Origin of the sequence: Oceanispirochaeta sp. M1, assembly GCF_003346715.1 — a bacterium.
Lineage (GTDB): Bacteria > Spirochaetota > Spirochaetia > DSM-2461 > DSM-2461 > Oceanispirochaeta.
The window spans coordinates 1-22,764 of sequence record NZ_QQPQ01000056.1 but is presented as its reverse complement, the minus strand read 5'-3'; the positions used below and the strand labels follow the sequence as shown (position 1 = coordinate 22,764).

The following is a 22,764-nucleotide window of genomic DNA, read 5'->3' as shown; positions in this document are numbered from 1 at the left end:
ATCTGAAATTGGTCTGTTGACCGGTGGTAAAACTTTCCTTAACTGTGATTCTCTGAATCCTAAACTGTATCTCATAATTGAATATCTCCTTAAAAAGTTGATGCTTCAACTATGTTGACACATAGGGGGATATAGATACATTTAAACGGCTTATTGAGGATAAAGAAATTGAAATGAGACCAACCCGTTTGATTCCTGTAAACACTCGTCAGTCAGTTGTCGAAGAGCAGCATACTTCAGTCCTTTTGTCTGCAATGCGCTTAATCAAAGAATTTCGAGAGGATTTATTTTCTCCTATTAAAATAAAGAAAAATGGAACTCATCTGTATTACACTGAATTGAATTTTTTTGGTGATAAAAAGAATAGGCCCGATGGATTGATAGTTCACGTCGTCTCTAAAAATATTGTTGATGCTATACTTATTGAAGTGAAAATCAATGGGAAAGATATTGAAGATGAGCAAATAGAACGATACATTGAAGTTGCAAAAAACTTAGGAATTGAGAAAATCCTGACAATTTCAAATCAGTTTGTTCCTGATCCTTCCCAGTCACCTGTTAAGATACATAAATTACCAAAGAACTTTCAATTATTTCATTTCTCATGGTCTTATATCCAAACGATTGCTCAGGTGCTAATTCACAAAAATGACCATAATATAGATGATACTGATCAAGAAGCATTAATGAGGGAAATTATTGCATATTTAGATCATGATGCAACAGGAGTTCAAGGTTTTACACAAATGCTCCCTGGATGGGCAAATACTGTAAAGGCCTTTTTACAAAAAACAACAATTACAAAAGACAGTGAAGATGTGTTACAGGCAGTAACTAGCTGGCAACAAGAAGAAAAGGATATGGCTCTCATTCTCAGTAAAAAACTGGGGCTTCTCGTTAAAGTTCCATCAAAACAAGATATTCATGTCAGGTATCAGAAAGATATAAAAAATCTTCTTGATAATAGAATTCTACAAACTAGATTAATGATTGATAGAATTGTTTCTCCTATTGAAATAGAGGCAAATTTTTATGATAGAACAGTTTCTATGTCCGTAACTGTTGAATCACCAGATAAAACAACGAGAGGAAAGGCAGGGTGGATTCGAAAACAGCTGGAAATTTGTAGTTTAAAAGACTCAATGACATGGGAAGATATAGGTCAGGATTTACATATAAACTTTGGAATAAAATATGCGAAAGAGACTTTTAACAGAAAAGTCTCAGATATTGATGATGTTATTGATTTTTGTAACTCAGGAGATAAGAAAAAGGAAATCACAGGCTACAAAGTCGTTTTTTTAAAGGATCTGGGAGGGCGATTTGGAAGCAGGAAAGACTTTATTACAATCATAGAGAAGATGTTAATAGACTTTTATTCTGGAATTGTTCAATACTTAGCAAATCCTCCACAACCGGCACCAAAAGTAATACAAACTGAACCAGTAAGTATTGAGGGATAATTTGGTTTTTCTGACAAAGGAAATTATTTTTAGCTATATTCTTTAGAATATATTATGAGCAGATATAAGAATCGAGATCACACCAGCGATTATACAACAAAGATGCTAAAATCAATTACCTATGGGATCTCATCCAAAGAATTGGTGAGAATGAGATCCCTTTATCCTACCTGCATCCGGAGACCATGAGTACTTTTGAATTTGCTTACAACGAACTGAGAAAGATAAGAATGGATATACATCTATTCAGGATATGATTGATAAAATATGGGTTGAGATTCAAGAAACTGGCTGGGATAGTGGCTATGCAATCAAGGCTAAGAATGAAAGGTATAAAGCCAGATATAAGAAAGAGCTTGATATTGAATAGATATTTTATCTAATTATTCCAAGTATCTTTCACCACTCCACTATTCTTCAAATAGATCGTTTCTCCGGTGTTATTGATTCCAAAGTTCAACTGAGTACTATATGTAATTGAAGCTCCCGCAGATATTATGGTTCCATTAATAATCCCATATGAATCAGGGTTATTCAAATCACCTATAGTCCATGCTGATAAATCAACATCCCATGTTGAATAATTCTTAATTGTTACAGCTTCACTTTCTGTTGGTTCAACTACCACTGAAAGGATTTGAACATTTCCATCTGTGGCAGTAGAACTCCCATCAGATGTATCACCAGTCGTTGTATTCCAATCTCCTACTCCATCATCATCTATTGTAGTATCGAAGACAGTCGAAATAGGTCGGTGATCAGAGACTTCAAGACTGGCTGTATCATCATCAATAAATCCATCATCAAAGTTATATACAAAAATGGAGTCATCACACTCAATTGTATCCAGAGTATCAATCCAGAAATTATCGTAGCTACTTGTATCTGTGATTGTAGTCATTGTGGATGCTGGAACTAATGAAGCATGGCTTGATATATCCCAGGCATTATCATCTGGAGGAAGGTTGAAATCACCCATAAGCAAAACATCTTGTTCTGATCCATTTGCAGAATCAACATTAGTAACAACTTCATCAAGGATGGATACTTCGGCTCTTCTGTTTGCTACTGTATCTCCATAAATTATATGAATTGTTATAGCTGTAAAATCAAACTCACCAGATTTAAAATGTGCAACATATGGTTCTCTGATAAACTCATTATTTGGATCGTTATAAATATATGGAGTTCCAAGAGGGGAGACTAAATCAGTTTTGTAGAAGTAGGCATATCTCTCTGTGACAGTATTCCCAACAGCCTCTGAAACAATATAGTCCCAACCAGTTAGCATGTCATTTAACCGGCTTAATACTATTGTATCTCTTACTTCCTGGACTGCTACAAAGTCATATCTGTTTATAATATCTGCAATTTTTTGAAGTTCAAAATCATTTCTTGAAGCATCTGATAGAATCCTTATGTTCCAAGAAGCTAAAACAAGTTCTGATGTTGTATTCTCATCAGATAATGAATCTTCCTTATTTTCTCCAGCATCAGTTGTACCAGTATTACAAGAGAGCAGAAATAAGATTAATAAGGAGTGGAGCAATAACAGTCTTTTCATAGATATCATCTTAATAGCGATTATAAGTAATTTATATAGGTAAATTACTTATAAAATTAATATGGACACTTTTCCAAACCCAACTGCTGATAAGATGTCTTCTGTCTATTCCTTTAATGGCTTAGGTGAAGAAGCATTACTTTCCAGCTGTAACCATGCCCATATAAGAAGGTAAGTTCCATTCTCTACAAGTGTCTTCATATACAGCACCAAGGTTACTAAGTTGGTTCCACAGCATTTTAATACTAGTAAAAATATCAAATCCTTGCCGGGAGTATAGTCTATTACCTAATTCAGGGATCTCCCATATACAATCATCATCTGAATAATTACCATTGAATTTGTTCAATGTACCTGTTTCTGCTAGAGTTTTGAGATCAGAATATAATGAATTAATGGGTCTCCATTCGTTTTCTTGATACCAGATATCAAGCATCAGCAGTTTTGTTGCTTGATATTTTGCCTCATCAAAATAACTTATACTGTATTCAAGGTTTGTCTTCTGATAAGAAAATTTAAGAAATGCTGAATAGTATTTTGCTCTTTTGGCATACCATTTTATTGGAGAATGAGATGTTGAAGAATTGTCAATCATATTCTCTATTGGTATGTATATTGTCTTACTTCCTTGGTCAAAGACATCTAGGCCAAATTCTGGTAACAGTATTTTATCAATGTAATCATTAATGCAGATAAAATAGATATTTTCGGAAACAATATCAACTAGGAATAGCAATACAGGAACTCCTGAACCCATTCTGTGTATAGTGAAAATTTCAGACATCTCTAAATTAAAAGTTAGGACTTCTAGTTCTCCATATTTCGTTTGAGGAAGAACTCTCTCAGGAATTGGTAGTCTTTCAACATTAGACCGTTCATGAATTGGGATTGTTCTTTTGACTATGGATTTGGTTCCCTTTACTTGAATGTATAGATGCTCTCCCAATGTTTGATAGTGACCGACTTGATCAATTTTTATCTCTTCAAAAGGTTCAATCTCTAAATCAATACCATAATCAGGATTTAACTCTCTTATAGTCCATTCTGATGGTAACTTCTCTTTTACAATCTCAACCGCTCTTTCTCCTGTAACTTGAGATTCAGTTTTTCTTTTTGCAAAGCTCATATATTTCCTTTGTTTTCAGTTTTCTAAAATTACTTATTGAGTCGGGAAAGATCAAATCTGGGATACTCACCATTCAGCGGATTTATCTTCTCAAGATATTTTTCTGCCCATTCTACCCATTGAGCAAAGTCTCCTACAGGCTCTTCATTGTTGACAATGTAGTGAGCTTGTACAGCAGCAACATACTCCGTCATATCCTTATGATATAGCCAAATCTTAAATCCATCAGTTAGATTTGAGACTCGCTGTTTATCAATTCTGTTTATTCTATCCTTTTCAACCTGTCTCATTTTCTCAATCTGCCATTTTTCTTCCCGTTTTTTCTTAAGAGCTGTATATTCCTTCTTCCAGGCAGCAGCCCGAATAATCCGGTGCATAATATCAACCAACTTATCTTCATTTTTTTTCGTTTTCCCATCTATCCATGATTTCCTCTCCTCCATGGAGAATGAGTCTGTATTAATTTCTAACCTCAACATTCCTGTAGGAATATATTCACTTCCGCCAGGATAATATTTATCTGGGTTTTGTTCATTTTCAGGAACTAGTACTTTCTTTGAGGATTCAGAAATTTTGATTGCTATATTCTCATTCATGATTTGAAAACAAGCACCACTCTTCTCATCTAATACAATCTGAAATCCTTGGAGTAGGGTGGCTGAGCAAAGGGATTGAAGAATTAGAGATGCTCTATCCAGACTCTCAAGTCCTATGCTGATATCAAATCCATCCTTACCAGCAAATGAAGTTCTATTCCAATCATTCCCGAATTGTTTTTTCATCTGTTGCTTAAAAATCTTTCGAGTATTCCGAATATATGGATGTAGGTTCTCAAGGTCTTTAGAACAGGGGACTTCATTTACAGATCTAATAAGTAAGTCAGCCTCTTCAAATGCTTCTGGTACTAAATGAACTTCCTCTTCTTGAATCTTACGTATTGAGATTCTCGGTGCATTGTACATTTTATATAGCTTAGGTCTCTGTGGTGCTTTACCAACAGCCCTCTTAGCCCAGTATCCAAGAGGAGGACGGGGTATTTGTAGTTTTTTACAGGTTTTAGCAAGAGCAACATCAGATACTCCATATTTTTTACAGACTTCTGTCATCGGAGATTTCCATACTTCTATATACAGTTTTTCTCGGTCATAAAAATCAGCCATGACTTTTTACCTTTCTATCCTCAAGCCATTCATCAAGCTCTGCAACATTGAAGAGTATCCGGCTACCTATTTTATAATGAGGGATTCTTGCTTCAGAAGTATATTTGTAGAGAGTAGCTTTTGAAAGATTTAAGTATTCAGAGGTTTCCAGAATAGTTAGGGATTTCTTCTTTCTTAACTCAGGAACCGGAGAGAGAGCAGGTGTTTGAGTTCCAGGATTTATTGAACCAAGTTTACTCTCCAGTACTCCTATTTCAAATCCTTTGGCAATCATTAGGACTGTGTTGTAGAAATGATCTGCATCTCCGGTGGCACAGGTTATAGACAATTCCATTTTATATTCATTCATGAATAGCTCCTTCTGAATGATGAAATTTTACGTCATTAAAGAGAAAGGAGCAAATATGGACTATGAGTTACTATCGATAATAGTCATTCAGTCGACTTTGCTAATCAATACAAAATCTTATTAAACTGATAACCTTAAGATTTGGAGGGATACAATATAGTATTCCTTCTTTTATTATTGTAACTTTGACAGATTACTCTTTTTCATGTATTGTAATGCTTTCATATATATAGATATTTTAAAAGTAGTGTTGTACTCAGATTTTTTACATTCTATTGTGCTTTTTTCGTAAAAATGACGATATACTATGTATATGTAGTTTTCTTTTATTCTTTAAATAAGAGGTGTATATGAGCGATGTAGTAAAGGCTGAAGTTTCTACTGTTAAACTCTCTGAAAAGGAGAAAGTTGGTAGTATCAGTTTTAGTGCTAATGACAACAAGTACATTTCCGTAAACTTAGATAGTAGTAGGACTGAACAAAGAAATGAAGGACCTCGAAGGACAGACTGCAGGTAAAACTGGTTTCTATAAAGAAGAGCACAAGAATCGTATCATTTTTGTTGAAGAAGGGTATCGATGTCCTTATAGAAGGGATTATGCTCGATTAATACACTCTCCATCATTTCGTAGATTACAAGGTAAAACTCAACTTTTTCCAGGAATAGAATCTGATTTCTTTAGAAATAGACTCACTCATTCTCTTGAAGTTGCTCAAGTTGCAAAATCTATTGCACAGTATTTAAATCATAAAAACTCAATTAATCTAAATGAAGATATAGTAGAGTTTGCTGGTCTCGCTCACGATTTAGGACATCCTCCGTTTGGACATAATGGAGAGAAAGCTCTTGATTATTGTATGAAGGAGCATGGTGGTTTTGAAGGAAATGCACAAACCATTCGGATACTAACTAGAATTGAGAAAAAGGAAAAAGAGTCAGAATCTATTCATGGTATTGATGATGATGGTTCGGATAATCGAAGAGGATTAAATCTTACTTATCGCAGTATTGCTTCTACATTAAAATATGATAATGAAATTTCAGTAGACTCAAGAAGTGTTAAATTAATTTCTGGTGTTACAAAACGCTTAAATGATTTATTAGTTAAAAATAGCAATAAGTTACTCAAGAATAGAACCATAGTAGATGTGGATGGTTCTATTCTTGGATCTTTGAAATTAGAGAAAGGTTATTATGCTGAAGATCGAGATGTTATTCATACTATCAAAGAAGCAATTGCAGGGGATAAGGCATTTCGAGATTTTAGAACGATTGAATGTGATATCATGGATATTGCCGATGATATTGCATACTCAACTTATGATTTAGAGGATGCATTAAAAGCAAGATTTATCTCACCTTTAGATATGGTTTTTGTAGATAATGAAATAGCTGAAATTATTTCAAAAAAGATTAATTCCGCAGACATTGATGTAAACGAAGTTCGAAAAATACTTTTATTCACTTTTATCGATTTGTTTGAGCTTGATAAGGATGAAATACTACAAAATAAAGAATTCACTCTTACTCCCCAATTATATATTGATAAAATAAGGGAAGTATATAAGAAAGCTCACTATACAGGTGATGATGGTTATACAAGAGTTGTTGTATCATCAAAGCTTGTTGATTCGTTTATTAATGCAATTGATATTGAGATTAATGAAGAGAATATAGCTTTGTCAAAGATTAGAATTGATAGTTATACAAAGAATCAAATTGAAGTATTGAAACATTTTACTTACGAAACGATTATCAATTCTTCAATGTTAAAGGTTTCTGAAAATAGAGGTTATGATATAGTAAGACAGCTATTTGAAAGAATCTCAAATAATATTGAACTACTTCCAGAAGATTTTCAATCTGTATATAAATCAGTAAATCATGACCAAAAAAAGAGAGTAATTTGCGATTTTATTGCAGGGATGACAGATCGATATGCAATGGAATTTCATGCTAGGCTTTTTTCATATAATCCAGAATCAATATTTAAACCTTTATAAACTGACACTGATATCGATGCTCTTATGATATGAATCTAGTAGCTTTATATGGATAGAGTACTACATAAACCCTGAAACACGGCTCTATACAGCACTATATGAACTACATAAGGAGTTTGCTCAAGTTCAAGTCCTAGTGGAGTCAAATGATTATATGAATATTTATACAGCATTTTATTTAAAATGGCAGTCAATCAAATAAGGTTAGTTTTTTTATTCCCCCCCCTTTTCCCAACGACAATATCTCCAGATATCAGAACAGCAGGAACCCGTAAAGGCCGGGGCCCCTTCGGGGTGCCTTTGGCAGCCTTTACTGAACCCTGCTGTTCTGAATGAGGTGGGGTATGCCGTTGGCAAAAGGGGAAAACTCTTATCCCCGGATGATTTCATGTTTTTATCTTTGGAGGATGATATGAGTAAAGTTCACGGTTCTGTTTATACGCCTCAGATCAATGAGGATTCTGCTTTTCTGCTCCGTAGGGTTGCCTGGGCAGCAGAGAAGCCTATGACCTACACTCTGGATGAGTGTTTAAAGGTTTTATTAAAGCATATTGATAGAGGGGTGCTTTGTGGGGCTTGTCAGGATCATCGCTGTCTGGAGTGTCCGGTTAGCAAGGTTTATTGTCTGTTCGGATTAGAATCCATTATTGAGTGATCAAGTAAGTTGGGGCTACTCCTTTAGAGACGTAGCCCTGGTTTTTTTTAGCCTTTTTTTGATTCATTTAGAGCCATTTGCATAATGAAAATGTGATCTGTAAGCGTCCCGATAATTTTTTCCAGTCTTTCAATTTCCTGTCTGATTTCTGATTCCGTCATAGTAATACCCCTTATGGTTTGGTTATATAAGCGTTTACTACTCTGCTTGGTCTGCTGCTTCAAAGATTTTTGAATATTTTTTCTTTTTTTATCAGCCGACTAAATAGGCCCATTTCTTTTGGTTATTTTTTACAGGTTTGAGTACTTGCTTGGCTTCATTGAAGGCTATGGGGATATTATTGCCTCTGTGGCTTCGATAGGAGGTCTTGTAGTCCCCATAGGGATCATCTATTAAAAGGTAGGAGATAGAGTTCTGGTGCTTCATATAGCCGGCCAGGGAGACCATATGATCAATGGTGGTGTTATTCAGGGGGAACCTTCCGGAGAGGACGACACCTTTTCTGTTGTCTATATGATTGATGATTTGCTGGAGGGGTGTTTCGGTGCTGAATTTTACAATTTCTTTGTTTAAGAGGGTATTTACGGCCCATTCCATGACGATGTGAACCTCCTGGGGCGGGTAGAGCTGTTTTTCTGACTTGGGGTCCAGGGCCCAGGGGGCGAGGTCTTTCATTTTATCTTTAGCTTGATCGGATTGGAGAAAAAGGGTGAGATAGTCCTCCGGCTGGTATCTGCCCGGGAAGGGGAGTCTCACTCCCGCCTGCTTGAGGGCCATGATCATGCTGGTGGCATTGCAGGAGGAGTGAGGGATAAGCCGATTATTCCTCTGGCTATGGTATTCGCTGTCCTTGGAATAATTGACTACCATATTACTTACAGATGTAGACCACCGAGGCGGAGTTGAACTCTACGGCGGTGGTTTCGTTTGTGATGCTTATGACTACGGGGTAGCAGAAGTCTCTGGCAAAGAGACGTCCCGGAGCGTTGTCATTGACCAGGGTCTCTTCTCCTGATGCCAGGGGGATTCTTTGGTTCAGATCATCTGTCTCTTCGGCGATCAGGAGGAACCTACCTCCTGTTTTCACATTGCTGATATCTTCAGTAAAGGTATGATCCTTTGCTGCGGAGGATGTGACTTTGAGAAAGAGCCAGTCACCATCTAGAGTCTCCAGGGCAATGAGACGATCAGCGAGGTCTGTATCGATCTCTTCAGTGGTGATTGTCTTTGAGGGTACATCAACAACTGACATCAGGTCCTGCTCTTTTACCTGTAGTAGGGTCAGGTTCTGGGCATTGGCGCCGCAGCTGACCGAGAGCTGGGGGATGGTGATTCTCATGCCGTCAATGCCGGGGATGGGGATCAGGAGGTCTTCACTGACGACTCCGCTTTTCTGGCCGATGCTGTCGACCCGTTCGGGGTAAAATCTAAAACTCATATTTTATAACTCCTTCTTTTTGGTTAGGGATTAACCCTTACACTTCATGACAACCATATTTTTCTCAGGGCGGGTGACCAGGAATCCGTCTCTCTTACGGAAGCGGAGAAAGATTTCTCCGTACTGGAGGCTTTCGGTGGTGCCGTCAAACTTCTTCAGTTCCAGGCCTTTCCGATTGCCGTGCTGTATCCGCTTGGGATTCATAAAGATGGCGAAGGGTTCGTTCTTCTTGATCTCGCTGCCCTGGGGCATCATGTCGCATTCCTGGTAGGGATATCCGTCCAGGAGTCCGGGTTTTCCATCTGTGGGTCCGCGCCAGACGGGGCGTCCATCTGAGTCCTGCAGGGAGGTGACTCGGCTGAGGATGGATTCATGGAGAAACCAGCGGCACTGCCGTCTCTCCTCGGCGGGGACCTTGAGGACGGCTTCTCTGAAATCCAGGTAGGAGAGGCCGTAGGGAGAAGCACTCTTGATGTAGTGACTGAGGATTCCAGTGCAGGACATGGCGCCGGTAAAGGGGGCTTCCTTGGCGATAAGGCACTGCTTGTCGAATTCCTGGCCGTAGGCGTCGGTGAACTCTTCGATAAACATCTGTCCCAGGTCGGCGTAGATGTCTTCTTCGAACTCGTCATACCAGGGGATGAATCCGGCCAGGGTGTAGGCCTTGAGTTCCACCCGCTGACCCATGGAGGGTTTACTGTCGGTGATCTGCTGGCCGTAGCTGGTGAGCCAGTTTAGGAGGATACCGCCTCTGTCCCGCTGGGGAAGGAAGAGGGAGGGGCCAGCCATGGGACGGTTACTTACAAGGCTCATCATGACGCTCTGTTTGCGGGCGTCAGTCATGATCTGATTCTCGTAGATGGGATTGATCAGATACTGTTCGTTACTGGCCATGTCACCCATGGGGGTACCCACGGCATCCTTGCCGACCCAGCCCTTGCCGGTTTCCCAGGCAAGATCCTTAGGATTCACCCAGCTCTCCTTCTTGAAGTTGGGGAGGGCGCTCAGTTCGCCCAGGATCTTCTGGTTGTTTCGCCAGACACCGGCAATGGTCTTGCCCAGATTGAAACAGAACTCTTCTCGGCTGAGAATCTTGCTGGAGGCAGTGGCGCCTTTCACAGAGTCCTTTAAGATCTTGATTGTTCCCTTCAGGGCCTCGATCTCCTGGCCGTGGTCCTCGTTCATTTTAGAGAGGGCTTCAGTCATGGCCTCAAGGATCTCTTCCTTCTCCTGGAAGTATTGTTTGGCTACCTTCTCATCGGGGAAGCCGTCCGACTCGATCCGCTTCATAGACTCTAGTAGAGCCTTGAGCTTCATCATCAATTCTTTCATTTTTCATTTCCTCCTGAGGGTTTTATAATTCCTTTCCAGAAGGACGATACTGTCTCTTCGGGAACTGATTCCAATGTTTCGGGGGGCGGGAAGTCCCGGTTCAGGGCCTGGGGATTGCTGGGGATATTGCAGATGGAGAATTCCAGGAGCTCCTGGTTTCGGAAGATCAGGGAGGGCTCTCCCTCAACTTCGATGATCTCGACCTTCTGGATCATAAAACCTACGGAGCCTGCCCGGATCACACGGGCGGCGACTCTCTGACCGATGCCCCAGCCGAAGGGATCGATTTCTTTGTTGTTGAAGATGATGTTTCCACCCAGGACCCTGTCCTTGACCGAGGTCTCCCTGGAGAGGCCTATGGCGGGGATGCGGCTGTCATGGGCCCAGAGGATCACAGGGTTTTTCTGGTAGTTTTTCAGGTCCCAGCCTGCAGGATCGACTCTCTCGTCGTCCCGGTCCAGATCGAAAGTACTGAAGACCCAGGGGAAGATTTCATCCTCTGTTTTAATCTGCTCCTTGAAGAAAGCTCCACCCATAAAGATTTTGAGTTCCTGTTTAAGGTTTCCCTGGGAGGTGATAAGATCACCCTCCTTAAGGAGTCTTCCCAGGCTCCTAAAGTCCTTAATTTCCCTCTCTTCATTGAAAGCTCTACAACTTACATACATATTCCTTCCTCCCTCTCTATGATTCCGTTCCTGATGGCGAAGTGGACAATTTCAGCCATGCTGGCAAGACCAAATTTTTCTCTAACAATATTTTTATGCCACTCAACTGTTTTAACTGTTATTCCCAGAGTGGAAGCTATCTCCATATTGCTTTTGCCAAGGCTTAATTGTTCTATGATCTGGGTCTGTCTTGTGGTGATTTCAGTGTATTTCTGGGGATATATTTCATAGTCGTTTTCATCCAGAAGTTCCTGGATATCGCAGGGGTAGGATTTGATTCCGCGTGAAGTTCTTTCAATTCTGCTGCGGAACTCTTCTCTGTTTGATGTGTAATCGATAAGAGCTGTTGCACCATACTTGGCTGCTTTGACTCCCAGCATTTTGTTCATCTTCCGGCAATAACAGAGAATCTGAGGATTTGTTAGCAGCTCCTTTATTTCCTTGAGAATGCTGATCCCGTTCATTCCAGGGAGGAAGAGATCCAGTAATATGAAGTGGGGGCGGAATCTTTCAATATTTTGGAGCGTAGTGGGGCCGTCTGAGCAATAGGAGCATATTTTGCCTATGTGTTCTTTTTCCACAATGTCTACAAGCAAGGATCCCGTGAAGGCATCCCTGCTGCTGACAAGTATGGTTTTGTTGTTCAAAGACGGTCCTTGGTAATCGTCTGTTTATTATTGGTTGATAAACCACCCTCTGCTCTCATCAACTGAGATATATGTTCTGCTGCTTCAAGGATTTCTAAACTTTTTTTATTTTTTTCATCAGAGGGAGTATTCCGGTGCCATTCATCCCCCCAGGGTTTGGGTTCCAGGCCTCTCTCTTTGAGAACATCATTTATGGTTTTAAGACCGGCTTCGATCTCCCTGATATCCCGTTTGCTCTTCTCATCTTCCGATTCCTGGAGCTCGGGAATCCTGCTTGTATCGAACTGTCCGCGCTCTATAAGACCGAAGCGGGTAAAAAACTGAGTTTCCAGAATCTCTTCGAAGTTCTTTAAGAGTGGAATGACGGTGAACCTCCAGAAGGCTCCGTGCTGGTTGGCCGTATCACTGCCCGAGAGAGAGCTGTGCTGATCCTGGATATTAGCGACCCGGGGAGGGATGCCGTAGCTGGCAAGGATCGTATAGAGGTTCCAGCGTTTCAGATCAAAAGACTTGAGGGCGGCAGGGGTGACGGTAAGAGCCTGAAATGAGGTCCCTTTGCCCAGGACGGCAATGGAGCGGGCTTTTTTGTTGCGGCCATAGCTGGTTTCCCAGCGGCGTTCCAGTTTATCTGCTTCTTCTTCCCGGAGAACCTGGTCTGTTTTTAGAATCCCTTCTGGGACAGAGTTGTTCTTTAAGAGCTTACTGATGCTCTTGTTGCTTCTCACATCCTGGTTGATTTCATCGGAGAGGGCGATCAAGGGAGAGACGCCTCTATGAGGATTCCAGGGATTCCATGCCCTGAAATGAATCAGCTCATCCGGAAGGAGGGGAATCTCTCCCTGATCGGTGGAGTAGAACCAGCGAACAACTTTACCAAGGTGTAAATAAGCCCTCATCTTCCGGGGATTGAGGACGTATATTTCATGGGGGATACCGGCTGAGTAATCATCACCGAAGAACCAGAAGGCTTCACCTTCCAGAAACCACCAGGCGGCGGTCTCTTTCCAGAGATCACAGCGGTTCATTCCGGGATTCACATCACGGAAGAGGGAGAAGATTCGGCCGGTAGTGACTTCTTCTCCGTTTCTGGTGATCAGGAAGGGGGCTCTGCCCACATTCCGGATCAGGATATTGATGCAGATGTTGACCCAGGAGTGAGAGCGGTAGGGATCGCTAACTGTCTCAGACGGCTCCCGCTCAAATGGATCATCCAGACCCATGAATTCGGTAAAGGAGAGCACTTTAAATATTTTTCTGAGGTTCCGACCCCACCGCTTTTCACTCATAGGAATAGTGTAGAGGGGGGAGGAAGGTTTTGGACCTAGGGTTTACCCTAGGTATTTGTAGAAATAATAAATGATCCAGTGTATAATATTGAATGTAATTGATAGGTTCTTTTCAATTTATAATTCTAAGTTAAGTTGTTCGAAATGGTAAAATAATCGACTTGTAAATGATAAATATTTCTTGGAGGATTTTAGAAATGATTGATTTAGAAAATGACTCAAAGTATCAAGAACAGATTGTAGAATATAAGTTTATTTCTGATCTAATGATAAATTTAGCGTATGCAGATAAAAGATTAGAAGTGATGAGAGTTCATACTGATGCATTTGGGTATGATCTAATTTTAAAAGTCGATGATAATGTAAAATTCATTCAGTTAAAGAGCAGAAAAAAAGATGGTAAGGCTAATTATTGGGATGTCCATAAATCTTTGCTTAAACAAGAAAATGGGTTTGTATTAATTATTTTTTATGAATTGAAGAATAATGAACTAATCCTACAGTATCATTATCTAAACAAAATGAAGTATCAATCTACAATAGAATCCTCTCCAAAATATAAAAAGGATGGAGAGCGCTATTGCAAGGTATCAAAAAAGGATTTAATTAGTATTAATACGCTAAATGAATTAGTTAATGTATTATTTTAGATATTGTAAATAGTTGTTTGCTGGAAAAGGACTTTCAACTACCGGGGTTATATGTATTTGTTTATTTAATCGAAGTTACATGAAATACTGGGCTATGAGTATATTATTTCCTCACAGTCCTGGCTCGGAGGAAAGAGGACAGATATGTATTTAAATGATAAGACAATAGAAAAATTAAGAAATCTGATTAATGAAGAAACCGAATATCGGTCCGGTCCGAAACTAGTCGAGTTTTTTAACACTCTTGGTTTTAATGATTATTATGGTCAGGGGTTTCCATCACGATGGATGTATACCGATGAAAAACTTAAGGCTCTTAATGGAACACCTGAATTAGATAAATGTATTAGAAAATTGTTGGCCCCTCAAAATTTTATTGGTCACTATGAAGATTTAGATGTTTTTATTTCAGAATTTAATCAATACCTTGCATATGACAATTGGAAAGTTATAAGAAATGGGAAAGAAATTTCTTTTACTAAAGCTGAGGATATTGATTTTTCATATTCGGTAGAAGACACAGATAGTGATAATTTTTTAGAAAGAGAATTTAATGATATATCTCTTGATAAATTAGGATTAGATAGCTCAATTACAAATGTATTGTCCTTGAGGTTGGAAGAGATAAAAAAATGTATTTCATCAGGTGCACCTTTATCAGTTATATTCCTCTCTGGTAGTACTTTAGAAGGGATACTTTTAGGATTCGCATTAAAACACCCAAAAGAATTTAATCAATCAAAATGTGCTCCTAATATTGAAGGAAAAGTTAAAAACTTTCCAGAATGGACTTTAGCAAACTTCATCGATGTTGCTTATGATATAAAAATCATACAAGAGGATGTAAAAAAATATAGTCATAGTTTGAGAGATTTTAGGAACTACATTCATCCATATATGCAGATGAACTCACAATTTAATCCATCTGTGCAAACAGCAAAGATTAGCTTTCATGTTTTGAAAGCTGCTATACATGAATTGATACGGAGTTGAAATTGAAGCAATCGGTTTTAAAAGCACATCCCTGAACTTTAAAAAAATTGGAACTACACCGCCCAGTACGACATGTAACAAGAGCATATGTGCTCCGCCCATTCGGACTACGGCCATGCGGCACATTGGTTTCATTCTTGAGTCAATGTCATATATGCCAGACTTTATAGGCAATTTCTAGCTATTTGCAGGTTGGATCCTCACTATCCATGGCGAAGGGGAGAGAAGGTAATTTATAGATGCATAATAAAATACATAGAAGAATCTTTTACTCAAATTTTAACTTTGTAAAAGCGTATCGATATAAAAATTTTTTTCAGTATTATCCAATTGATTCAAATATAGATCATAAAATCGTAAGCGATTGTGAGTACCCTATTCTTTTGGAATATAATATAGAAAAAACTGACTTCTATCAAAATCAATTTATTAAAGATCGATATTCAGAATTAGAGAAAAAAATTAAGCAAAACCATAATGGTATTCTTGATCAAAAATCAAAAGAGTGGTTAGAGCAGCATAGATTATCGACCTCTATGGAATTAGGTAGAGCAATATCCATGGAAATTATTTATCTCCTTAATTTCTTTCTGAATAAGGCAGTATCATTTTACCCTAATCGTAGTTTCTGGGTTTCAAATAAAGTTGTTAGGGATGATAACGATGAGCTTGAGGTCGAGAGCTTTAAATCCATTTGGGCACAATTAGGTTATCGTCCTAATAGGGAAATTGAGGATATTGATACATTTTATAATTATTCAGATTATTACCAATCAGAGGACTTTATTAATTTTAAGTCCTACTATTCCGAGTTAAGGAAAAGTATTGATTTACGAAAAGAAAAACCCCAGCAATATGAATTGCCGGACACTCTGTCAATTTTTCTCGATACATATTTCAACCTAAAAAAGTATGATAAAAGAAAATTCTATTTTGCTATTAGGAATTTCTATCATGCTGAGAAAATTCGTAATGAAATTAAAAGCTATGGCTTTTTTGCTTTGATTACAGCAATTGAAAGTATTGGAGATTTCAGTAAAGAAAACATTGCTCAAGAATTTATGGAATTCATGAGAAAATGGTCTGGTCGGAATTCAGAAGAAGATATAGTTTATTTCAAAAAATTATATAAATTTAGATCTGATGTAGCTCATGGAAAGTTTTTGAGACAAGATATGCCTGATTCCGGCTTTATTTCTGATAGCGATGATTTTGAGCCAGAGGTTATGTATAGTAGTGGTTTATTTCAAAATGTAATTTTGAATTGGTTTATTGCTACACATGTAAATAAAGATTGATGTAGCTTTTTTTACTTGTTATTAGGACTTGTAATAAAAGGCAAATAGGAGAGCCAAAAACAGCCATAACAGTGAATACACGTTATGGATAAACTATATTTAAATCTATTGATAAACAATCGTTGACTTAATAGTTTTCCAGATTTAGTCTATATATTCCTTAGTTCATAATTAATTCAATGAAGGAGTGAATCATGCAACCTCATCATTTAGAAGGCAAAAGTTTAAAAATTTTGATTATTAGATTCGGCCAGGATTCATCAGCATTATTGGATAAGCAGTTTTTTGACAAAGCATATGATTTAATCCATGAGAGTCTTTTTAAAGGAAGAATCAGCCAGGATGAATTCTGGAGACAGGTTATATACCAGGATTTCTCTGCTTACGAAACTGAGGAAGAGATGGATAAAGCATATGCCTCTCTATTGGAGGAACATCATCCTGTAATTTCAGTACTCTTCGGTTGTAACTTATACGAAGGGAATGATGTTAACTGGTCTGAATATAAAATATATAAAGCTTTCAGTGGTTTGAAATTTTATAAATCAGAATATTATCAACGTTGTCTTAATGGATCTCATATATATCAGATCAATCTTCAAGATCCGCTTGTTTCAAACTATAATGAAAAGGCAATGCTTAGGATTCTCAATCAATTTGGAGATGATTACTATGTAAAATTTCAACATAATAATGACTGAACTTATTATAGTTATTATATCAGAATAACTCCATTCTGATTATTGCTGAATATCCCATACCTCATAGCATCCATATAATGGTCATTGATCTTGATTATCTTGTCTTCTTCATCCCGGGCGTAGTCCCAGATCTCGGAGAGGACACCAGCGCATTCTGAGCAGATGAAGAAGAGATTTCTTTCTATGAGACTGTTGATATAGTCTATTCCCGGGTCCACGTTGTTGTTGGCCTTCTGGCCTCCGGTAATCTCCTGGATGCGCTCCCCCCCAGCAGGGTCACAGTAGACGGGCATGTCATCGTCAAACCAGCCCTGTTTGGTCAGCTGTTCGTTAAAGCTGCGGGTTGTGATGTTATGGCCTCCATGATCCTTTACGATATAAACCCTGTCTCCCGAGTATCCGATCTTCACATTGGTGATATTTAGGCCGAAGTCCTGGCCTGCTGTGTAGTAGTCCATCTCCGGGAGCTCCTCGGGGGGGATGATCATCTCTCTTTCAAAGCGTTCATAGATGCAGCCTTCGCCCTTGACCCAGAGTCCTGAGAGGAATCGTGCCTTCTGTTTCTCGGGGAGGTTATCAAGGACGTCTTCGATATAACCTGAATCCAGGTGATCCATATTGTCTATGGGGTTGATGAGCATGGAGATATAGAGCTCCGGCTTATTCAGAGGCTCCTCTGTCTTGAAGTCTATCTTCCGGACGAAGATCTTATAGGTCCAGTGGAGAGGGGAGCCGGGGTTGCAGTCATAGAGGAAGAGGTTCCGGCAGCCTGGGGTTTTCATGGCCAGACGGGAATAGGCCGTGGTCACGGCGTGGTAGGAGAGCTGGGAGACTTCATTGAAGTAGATGGTGTTGTATTCATGGCCCAGAATCCGGTCCACCTGTTCTCTGTCTCCCAGGCCTCCTATCCAGATCTCACTGCCGTTGTAAATAGATATGTAATTCTCATGCTTCACATAGTGGTAGCGCTCGGTGCCAATTGTCTTGTCAAGCCAGGGAAGCAGGGTCTCATGAAGGACGGAGCTGCGGGCATCCTTCAGGCGGAGCCGGCAGATCAGGTGCCGGCTGCCGGGATATTGGATGGCTCTATAGATTAGAACCATGACCAGGAGGGTGGTCTTCCCGCTTCTGGACCCTCCGAAGAGGAGGATGTGTTTGGCTGTACTTTTTACAAGGGATAGGGCCTTCCTCTGGGCAGAGGTCGGCTTGAATCTGATTCTCATACACCCTTGAAGTCTTCAAAGAAGGAGATCTCCAGTTGCTTCAGAGTGCCGCTTGGATTCTTCTCCTCAGACTTCAGGATGCCTGTCTCAATCTGGGTACAGGATTTTGTCCATTCAAGAATGGTTCCCTGGGATAATTCCTCGGGGTCCAGTTTCTCCAGGCGTTTCTCTACAAGATCCAGCATCTTATTAGATATCTCTAAATGCTTGGCTTCCCTCTCTCTGAGGGCTTTCTCATTGGCTGCCAGGCGGATCTTGTCCAGATGGGCATCGTATTTCTCGGAGCGAAGTACCCAGGCATAGCGTTTAGACCAGGCCATCCAGATGCCGCTGCGGCTATGAACTATCTCCTGATCCTTCATAACCTTCCGGATACTTCTATCTCCTCCATGGTCACGGTAGAGGCAGAATGCTGTGTATGCTGCCCCTGTTTCACCAGGCTGACGGAGCCAGCACTCTTCTTCGATGAAGCTGCCGGATTCTACGATACTGTCAGACATCAGGATCTCTTCCGTGCCGAGAGTTCTTCGATGACTCTCAGGCAGTTTTCGTACTCAGACTCCCAGTCTTTCTTTTTCACAGTCCTGGAATGTTCCTTTCTGGATTTCAGGAAAGTAAAAGCCTGTTTGATTGTAACTTCTGTCAGATAGGGCTTCTTCATTTTGTATCAGAACCTTTCATGGGAACGGCATTTCCTCTGATCCATTCCTCCAGTTTCACCTCGTCAAATAAAAGTCGGCTTCCCAGTTTGATATGGGGAATCTTCTTCTGTGAGGCATAGGTGTACAGGGTTTTGGTACTCAACCTGGTATACTTAGCAGCTTCTTCAACAGTAAATAATCCTTCCATCATTTCCTCCGGTAGACTGATTCAATAATGCTTTTCAGGTCCATTGCGATAACAAGTTCTGACAGTGCGATAGCACTGTCAGATAGGACCATTACAAGATTTCAATCTTCTCTTTGGTAATACTGTAAATGAGAAATACTGTTTCCGGACCTAGGGAATACCCTAGTATTGTAAGACTTACCCGGCATTGGAAAAGGGGAGGATCTTGGCCTGTATTTTTCCAATATCTTTCAGATCATCAATCTGATAGTGGGTGTAATGATCTGTCATCTCCATAGATTTATGGCCTGTCATCTTCTGGAGCTTACTGTCCGCAATGTTATTGCTCCGCATAATTGTGTTGAAGTAATGCCGCCAGCTATGAAAGGTGATATTCTTCTCTTTGATTTGGTCTTCTTCCATCCCTGCTTTTATCAAAGCACTGCGGAGAGATCGCCATATTGTTGATGCCTCCAATGGTTCATTAGATCTTTTGGGAGAAGAAAAAACAAAATCATCATCTGATTCATGTGCTAATTTTTCTAAAGCATTCTTCAATGGTTCAGGTATAGGAATCTCTCGGGATTCCTTGGTTTTCGTTGGAGAGAGTCCATGCTTTCTCATGTACTGCTTGGTCACAGATACAGTCTCTTTGTTGATATCTGAAAACTGAAGTCCCAGGACTTCTCCCATTCTCATCCCTGTACATGCCGCCATTAGATTGGCGTAATAGCATTTTATATTGCTCCAATATTTCTGACGATTTTCTTCCTTGAATAATTTTTCAACCATATCTGAGCTGAGGATTCCTCTGGCTTTTGTGCTGGATTTCAGAGGTGCAATCTTTTTGCTAACGTCCTCTTTCAGTATTTCTCTGCGAATAGCATCACTGAGCATAATGCTTAAAAATGTTTTGTAGTGATTGCATGTTGTTCGGGACAAACCTTTACCCAACATGCTCTGAAGCCATTTTTCTACATCATGGGCTGTTATTTCATCCAGTCGCATAGTAGCGAAGTAGGGGAGAATCTGATTCCTCAGAATGATCATCCCTATATCGGCATAGGATCTAGAAATGGATCGTCTGGTGCGCTTGTACTTTAAAAACTGGCATTTATCCCAGTCCCACCAATCTTTGGAATACTCCCCGAATGTTATCCGTCCTCCCCTGGAAGGGAGTAGCTTATCTTCTTTTAGAAGCTTTCTGCATGTGGCTCTGGCAGCGGATTTTGTAATTTGACCGGTAGAAAAAGCAGTTGTTCTTTTTCCATTATCATCATAGGTTTGATAGTACCAGATGATTCTTCCGGATCTCATTTTTCTTGGGAATACTGTAAAAGGCTCTCTGTATCTCACTGTTTCCATCCTTTATGATGTGCATTCAATACTGCTTACACACCATGATTTGGTTTAACAGAGAAGAGAGTGAAGTGCTTGTAACTTGTTATCTGGTATAGAATAATTCCATACCTTTGTTTTGTCAACTTTTAAAGCACTTTACTTGGATGTTATATAGAATTAGGAGGAACTATTAGATGGATAACAGAATAAAAGCAGAAATAGAACCTTCTATTCTTATCTGGGCTAGAGAAAGATATTCCACGACACATGAAATAGTTGCACAAAAAACAAATATAAGTGAAGAGAATATAATAAATTTTGAAGAAGGTGATGCACAGCCAAGTTTTGCCCAATTAAGAAAGATAGCAAATTTCTTCAGGTTAAGTATTTCAGCCTTTTTTCTCCCATATCCTCCAGGAAGGGAAGCACATGTTACTGCTAGTTTAAGAAGACTTTCTGGTATGTCGACTGATAGCTTTTCTATTGAACTAACCCGTGAGATCATTGATGCTATTGAGAAAAGAGATTTTTACTTAAGTGTCACTGAACCAAATGATATTATTGATTGGCCATTTACAGAAGAAAAGACTTACAATGCTGTAGAAGTAAGAGATATTCTAGGTTTTGATATTGGTACACAGCGATCATGGAGAGATTCACGAATTGCATTTAATACTTTAAGATATTATTTTGAATCATTAGGGATATTAGTATTTCAGGTATCAAAGATTGCAATTGATGAATTTAGAGCCTGTGCGATTTCAGAATACCCAATACCAATAATTATAATAAATCGTAGTGACTCGTATAATGGAAGATCTTTTTCTATGGTGCATGAATTATATCATTTGATTAATCAACAATATGATATTGAGATCAATCCTACAGCAAAAATCATTCCACCAGAGTTAATAAGTATTGAACAAGATGCAAATAGTTTTGCCTCAGATTTTCTTATCCCATCAGATGTATTTCTTTCTGAAATTACTAGGTTTTGGAGAGATGATCCTGATCAATTTATTTATTCTATTTCAAGGAAATATAGTGTTAGCAAAGAATTTATTGCAAGACGTTTACTCGATGAAAAAATTATTGATGAAAATTACTATTATTTAGTTAGAGATGAAGGTATAAAACGATCAAAACGAAAAGGCGGGTTCGTTCCTCCGAATGTTGATTGTTTAAGCAAAAATGGAAAAATCTATTCATCAGCAGTATTTGAAGAATTACTGTCTGGTAGATTATCTAGAGTTCAAGCTAGTAGCTATTTAGATGTGAAAGAAAAATGGTTTGATCGAATCCAAGGATCATTATGATGAAGTATTGTATTGATTCTTGCTCACTGATTACTCTAAAAAATGATTACAGACAATCTGTATTTCCAAAAATATGGATAAAATTTGAAGAATTACTAAATAATAAAACTATAGTTTCATCCTTTGAAGTATTTGAAGAATTGAAAACAACGGAGGATGATAAAGCATATTTATTGGCATCAAAATATGAAGATTGCTTTATATCACCAGAGTTAGAGATCCAAATGGAAGTAAAGCGTATTTTATCGATCTATCCTAACCTAATTCGAATAAAAGAAAGAAAATCTGGAGCAGATCCATGGGTAATTGCAACTGCAAATATATATGATTTAACTGTTATTACTGAAGAGCAACATGCAGGAAATCTTGAATACCCAAGGATACCTGATGTTTGTGACGATTTAGATTGTCGACATATTAGATTAATAGATTTATTCGAGGAAGAAAACTTTGAATCGTGAAAATCGATATAACAAGCTTTTGAAGCAGTCAGTCGGGATGTCATGATCCTTGGTGCGCCTTGAAGCGTACATTTTATATACCAGTGGGTGTAAGTCCCTCCCGGACAATTTTCCATTTATCCGGAAGTAATAAGGACAGCTGATTCCGTGAGGATGAAAGTTGAAGCTCTTTTGAAACAGAATACAGGTCGTAACGTAAGTGAACACAGAGTAGCCTCGTTAGTGACGTTATTAATGCAGTTGGTGAGATGGTCAAGAACAAGC

At 39.0% G+C, this 22,764-nt stretch carries 24 protein-coding genes; 9 read left to right on the top strand and 15 right to left on the bottom strand.

What is annotated here, in order from left to right; genetic code table 11:
• The first annotated feature begins 173 nt into the window (after positions 1-173).
• Complete coding sequence (locus DV872_RS23540) at positions 174-1,463, top strand: hypothetical protein (RefSeq protein ID WP_114632422.1); 1,290 nt, start codon at positions 174-176, stop codon at positions 1,461-1,463.
• A gap of 379 nt (positions 1,464-1,842) precedes the next feature.
• Here the strand turns inward: DV872_RS23540 and DV872_RS23535 are convergent, their stop codons facing one another.
• The 4 genes from DV872_RS23535 to DV872_RS23520 all read right to left on the bottom strand — a co-directional run bounded on the left by DV872_RS23535 (position 1,843) and on the right by DV872_RS23520 (position 5,662).
• Entirely contained in the window at positions 1,843-3,027 is a 1,185-nt protein-coding gene (locus DV872_RS23535) for a lamin tail domain-containing protein (protein ID WP_158547148.1), read from the bottom strand.
• 136 nt (positions 3,028-3,163) lie between these two features.
• On the bottom strand, positions 3,164-4,153 hold the full coding sequence (locus DV872_RS23530; RefSeq protein ID WP_114632420.1) for a DUF4365 domain-containing protein: 990 nt from the start codon (positions 4,151-4,153) through the stop codon (positions 3,164-3,166).
• Positions 4,154-4,182: 29 nt separating this feature from the next.
• Positions 4,183-5,313 (bottom strand): hypothetical protein, encoded by a 1,131-nt coding sequence (locus DV872_RS23525; RefSeq protein ID WP_114632419.1) that lies wholly within the window; start codon positions 5,311-5,313, stop codon positions 4,183-4,185.
• Positions 5,306-5,662 (bottom strand): helix-turn-helix domain-containing protein, encoded by a 357-nt coding sequence (locus tag DV872_RS23520; protein WP_114632418.1) that lies wholly within the window; start codon positions 5,660-5,662, stop codon positions 5,306-5,308. The genes DV872_RS23525 and DV872_RS23520 overlap by 8 nt, the downstream gene beginning before the upstream one ends.
• Positions 5,663-6,148: 486 nt before the next feature.
• On the opposite strand from DV872_RS23520, the gene dgt reads away from it, so the two are divergent.
• Both dgt and DV872_RS23510 read left to right on the top strand, forming a co-directional pair.
• Positions 6,149-7,666, top strand: coding sequence for a dGTP triphosphohydrolase (gene dgt, locus DV872_RS23515; protein ID WP_114632417.1), 1,518 nt, complete (start codon positions 6,149-6,151; stop codon positions 7,664-7,666).
• Positions 7,667-8,078: 412 nt separating this feature from the next.
• Complete coding sequence (locus tag DV872_RS23510) at positions 8,079-8,321, top strand: hypothetical protein (protein ID WP_147283255.1); 243 nt, start codon at positions 8,079-8,081, stop codon at positions 8,319-8,321.
• Between the two features lie 252 nt (positions 8,322-8,573).
• On the opposite strand, the gene DV872_RS23505 is transcribed toward DV872_RS23510, so the two are convergent.
• The 6 genes from DV872_RS23505 to DV872_RS23480 are packed head-to-tail and all read right to left on the bottom strand — an operon-like array spanning position 8,574 to position 13,689.
• Positions 8,574-9,191, bottom strand: coding sequence for a C39 family peptidase (locus tag DV872_RS23505; RefSeq protein ID WP_114632415.1), 618 nt, complete (start codon positions 9,189-9,191; stop codon positions 8,574-8,576).
• 1 nt (position 9,192) lies between these two features.
• Positions 9,193-9,759 carry a hypothetical protein gene (locus DV872_RS23500; protein WP_114632414.1) on the bottom strand — a complete coding sequence of 189 codons (567 nt, stop codon included), beginning with the start codon at positions 9,757-9,759 and terminating at the stop codon, positions 9,193-9,195.
• A gap of 30 nt (positions 9,760-9,789) precedes the next feature.
• Positions 9,790-11,049 carry a phage major capsid protein gene (locus tag DV872_RS23495; RefSeq protein WP_255566879.1) on the bottom strand — a complete coding sequence of 420 codons (1,260 nt, stop codon included), beginning with the start codon at positions 11,047-11,049 and terminating at the stop codon, positions 9,790-9,792.
• Between the two features lie 38 nt (positions 11,050-11,087).
• Positions 11,088-11,756, bottom strand: coding sequence for a hypothetical protein (locus DV872_RS23490; protein ID WP_114632412.1), 669 nt, complete (start codon positions 11,754-11,756; stop codon positions 11,088-11,090).
• Positions 11,747-12,403 carry a response regulator transcription factor gene (locus DV872_RS23485; RefSeq protein WP_114632411.1) on the bottom strand — a complete coding sequence of 219 codons (657 nt, stop codon included), beginning with the start codon at positions 12,401-12,403 and terminating at the stop codon, positions 11,747-11,749. The genes DV872_RS23490 and DV872_RS23485 overlap by 10 nt, the downstream gene beginning before the upstream one ends.
• Positions 12,400-13,689: a phage portal protein gene (locus DV872_RS23480; RefSeq protein WP_114632410.1), complete on the bottom strand. Its 1,290-nt coding sequence runs from the start codon at positions 13,687-13,689 to the stop codon at positions 12,400-12,402. The genes DV872_RS23485 and DV872_RS23480 overlap by 4 nt, the downstream gene beginning before the upstream one ends.
• 197 nt (positions 13,690-13,886) lie before the next feature.
• On the opposite strand from DV872_RS23480, the gene DV872_RS23475 reads away from it, so the two are divergent.
• From DV872_RS23475 to DV872_RS23460, 4 genes are all read left to right on the top strand, one after another.
• Positions 13,887-14,339: a hypothetical protein gene (locus DV872_RS23475; protein ID WP_114632409.1), complete on the top strand. Its 453-nt coding sequence runs from the start codon at positions 13,887-13,889 to the stop codon at positions 14,337-14,339.
• A 144-nt stretch (positions 14,340-14,483) separates the two neighbouring features.
• Complete coding sequence (locus tag DV872_RS23470; protein WP_114632408.1) at positions 14,484-15,332, top strand: hypothetical protein; 849 nt, start codon at positions 14,484-14,486, stop codon at positions 15,330-15,332.
• A gap of 239 nt (positions 15,333-15,571) precedes the next feature.
• On the top strand, positions 15,572-16,630 hold the full coding sequence (locus DV872_RS23465) for a HEPN domain-containing protein (RefSeq protein WP_114632407.1): 1,059 nt from the start codon (positions 15,572-15,574) through the stop codon (positions 16,628-16,630).
• A gap of 194 nt (positions 16,631-16,824) precedes the next feature.
• Positions 16,825-17,331 (top strand): hypothetical protein, encoded by a 507-nt coding sequence (locus DV872_RS23460; RefSeq protein ID WP_114632406.1) that lies wholly within the window; start codon positions 16,825-16,827, stop codon positions 17,329-17,331.
• 14 nt (positions 17,332-17,345) lie between these two features.
• Here DV872_RS23460 and DV872_RS23455 read toward each other — a convergent pair whose 3' ends face one another.
• The 5 genes from DV872_RS23455 to DV872_RS23440 form a co-directional block, all read right to left on the bottom strand.
• Entirely contained in the window at positions 17,346-18,554 is a 1,209-nt protein-coding gene (locus DV872_RS23455) for a phage terminase large subunit (protein ID WP_114632405.1), read from the bottom strand.
• On the bottom strand, positions 18,551-19,054 hold the full coding sequence (locus DV872_RS23450; RefSeq protein WP_114632404.1) for a hypothetical protein: 504 nt from the start codon (positions 19,052-19,054) through the stop codon (positions 18,551-18,553). Before DV872_RS23450 ends, DV872_RS23455 begins: the two co-directional genes overlap by 4 nt.
• Positions 19,054-19,215 (bottom strand): hypothetical protein, encoded by a 162-nt coding sequence (locus DV872_RS26690; RefSeq protein ID WP_158547147.1) that lies wholly within the window; start codon positions 19,213-19,215, stop codon positions 19,054-19,056. Before DV872_RS26690 ends, DV872_RS23450 begins: the two co-directional genes overlap by 1 nt.
• A complete protein-coding gene (locus tag DV872_RS23445; RefSeq protein ID WP_158547146.1) occupies positions 19,212-19,403 on the bottom strand; it encodes a helix-turn-helix domain-containing protein in 192 nt (63 codons plus the stop codon). Before DV872_RS23445 ends, DV872_RS26690 begins: the two co-directional genes overlap by 4 nt.
• Before the next feature lie 177 nt (positions 19,404-19,580).
• Positions 19,581-20,738 carry a site-specific integrase gene (locus tag DV872_RS23440; protein ID WP_158547145.1) on the bottom strand — a complete coding sequence of 386 codons (1,158 nt, stop codon included), beginning with the start codon at positions 20,736-20,738 and terminating at the stop codon, positions 19,581-19,583.
• 179 nt (positions 20,739-20,917) lie between these two features.
• On the opposite strand from DV872_RS23440, the gene DV872_RS23435 reads away from it, so the two are divergent.
• Together DV872_RS23435 and DV872_RS23430 are read left to right on the top strand one after the other, a co-directional pair.
• Positions 20,918-22,039: an XRE family transcriptional regulator gene (locus DV872_RS23435; RefSeq protein ID WP_114632401.1), complete on the top strand. Its 1,122-nt coding sequence runs from the start codon at positions 20,918-20,920 to the stop codon at positions 22,037-22,039.
• Positions 22,039-22,500, top strand: a complete 462-nt coding sequence (locus DV872_RS23430) for a DUF4411 family protein (RefSeq protein ID WP_158547144.1) — start codon at positions 22,039-22,041, stop codon at positions 22,498-22,500. Before DV872_RS23435 ends, DV872_RS23430 begins: the two co-directional genes overlap by 1 nt.
• Positions 22,501-22,764 lie beyond the last annotated feature (264 nt).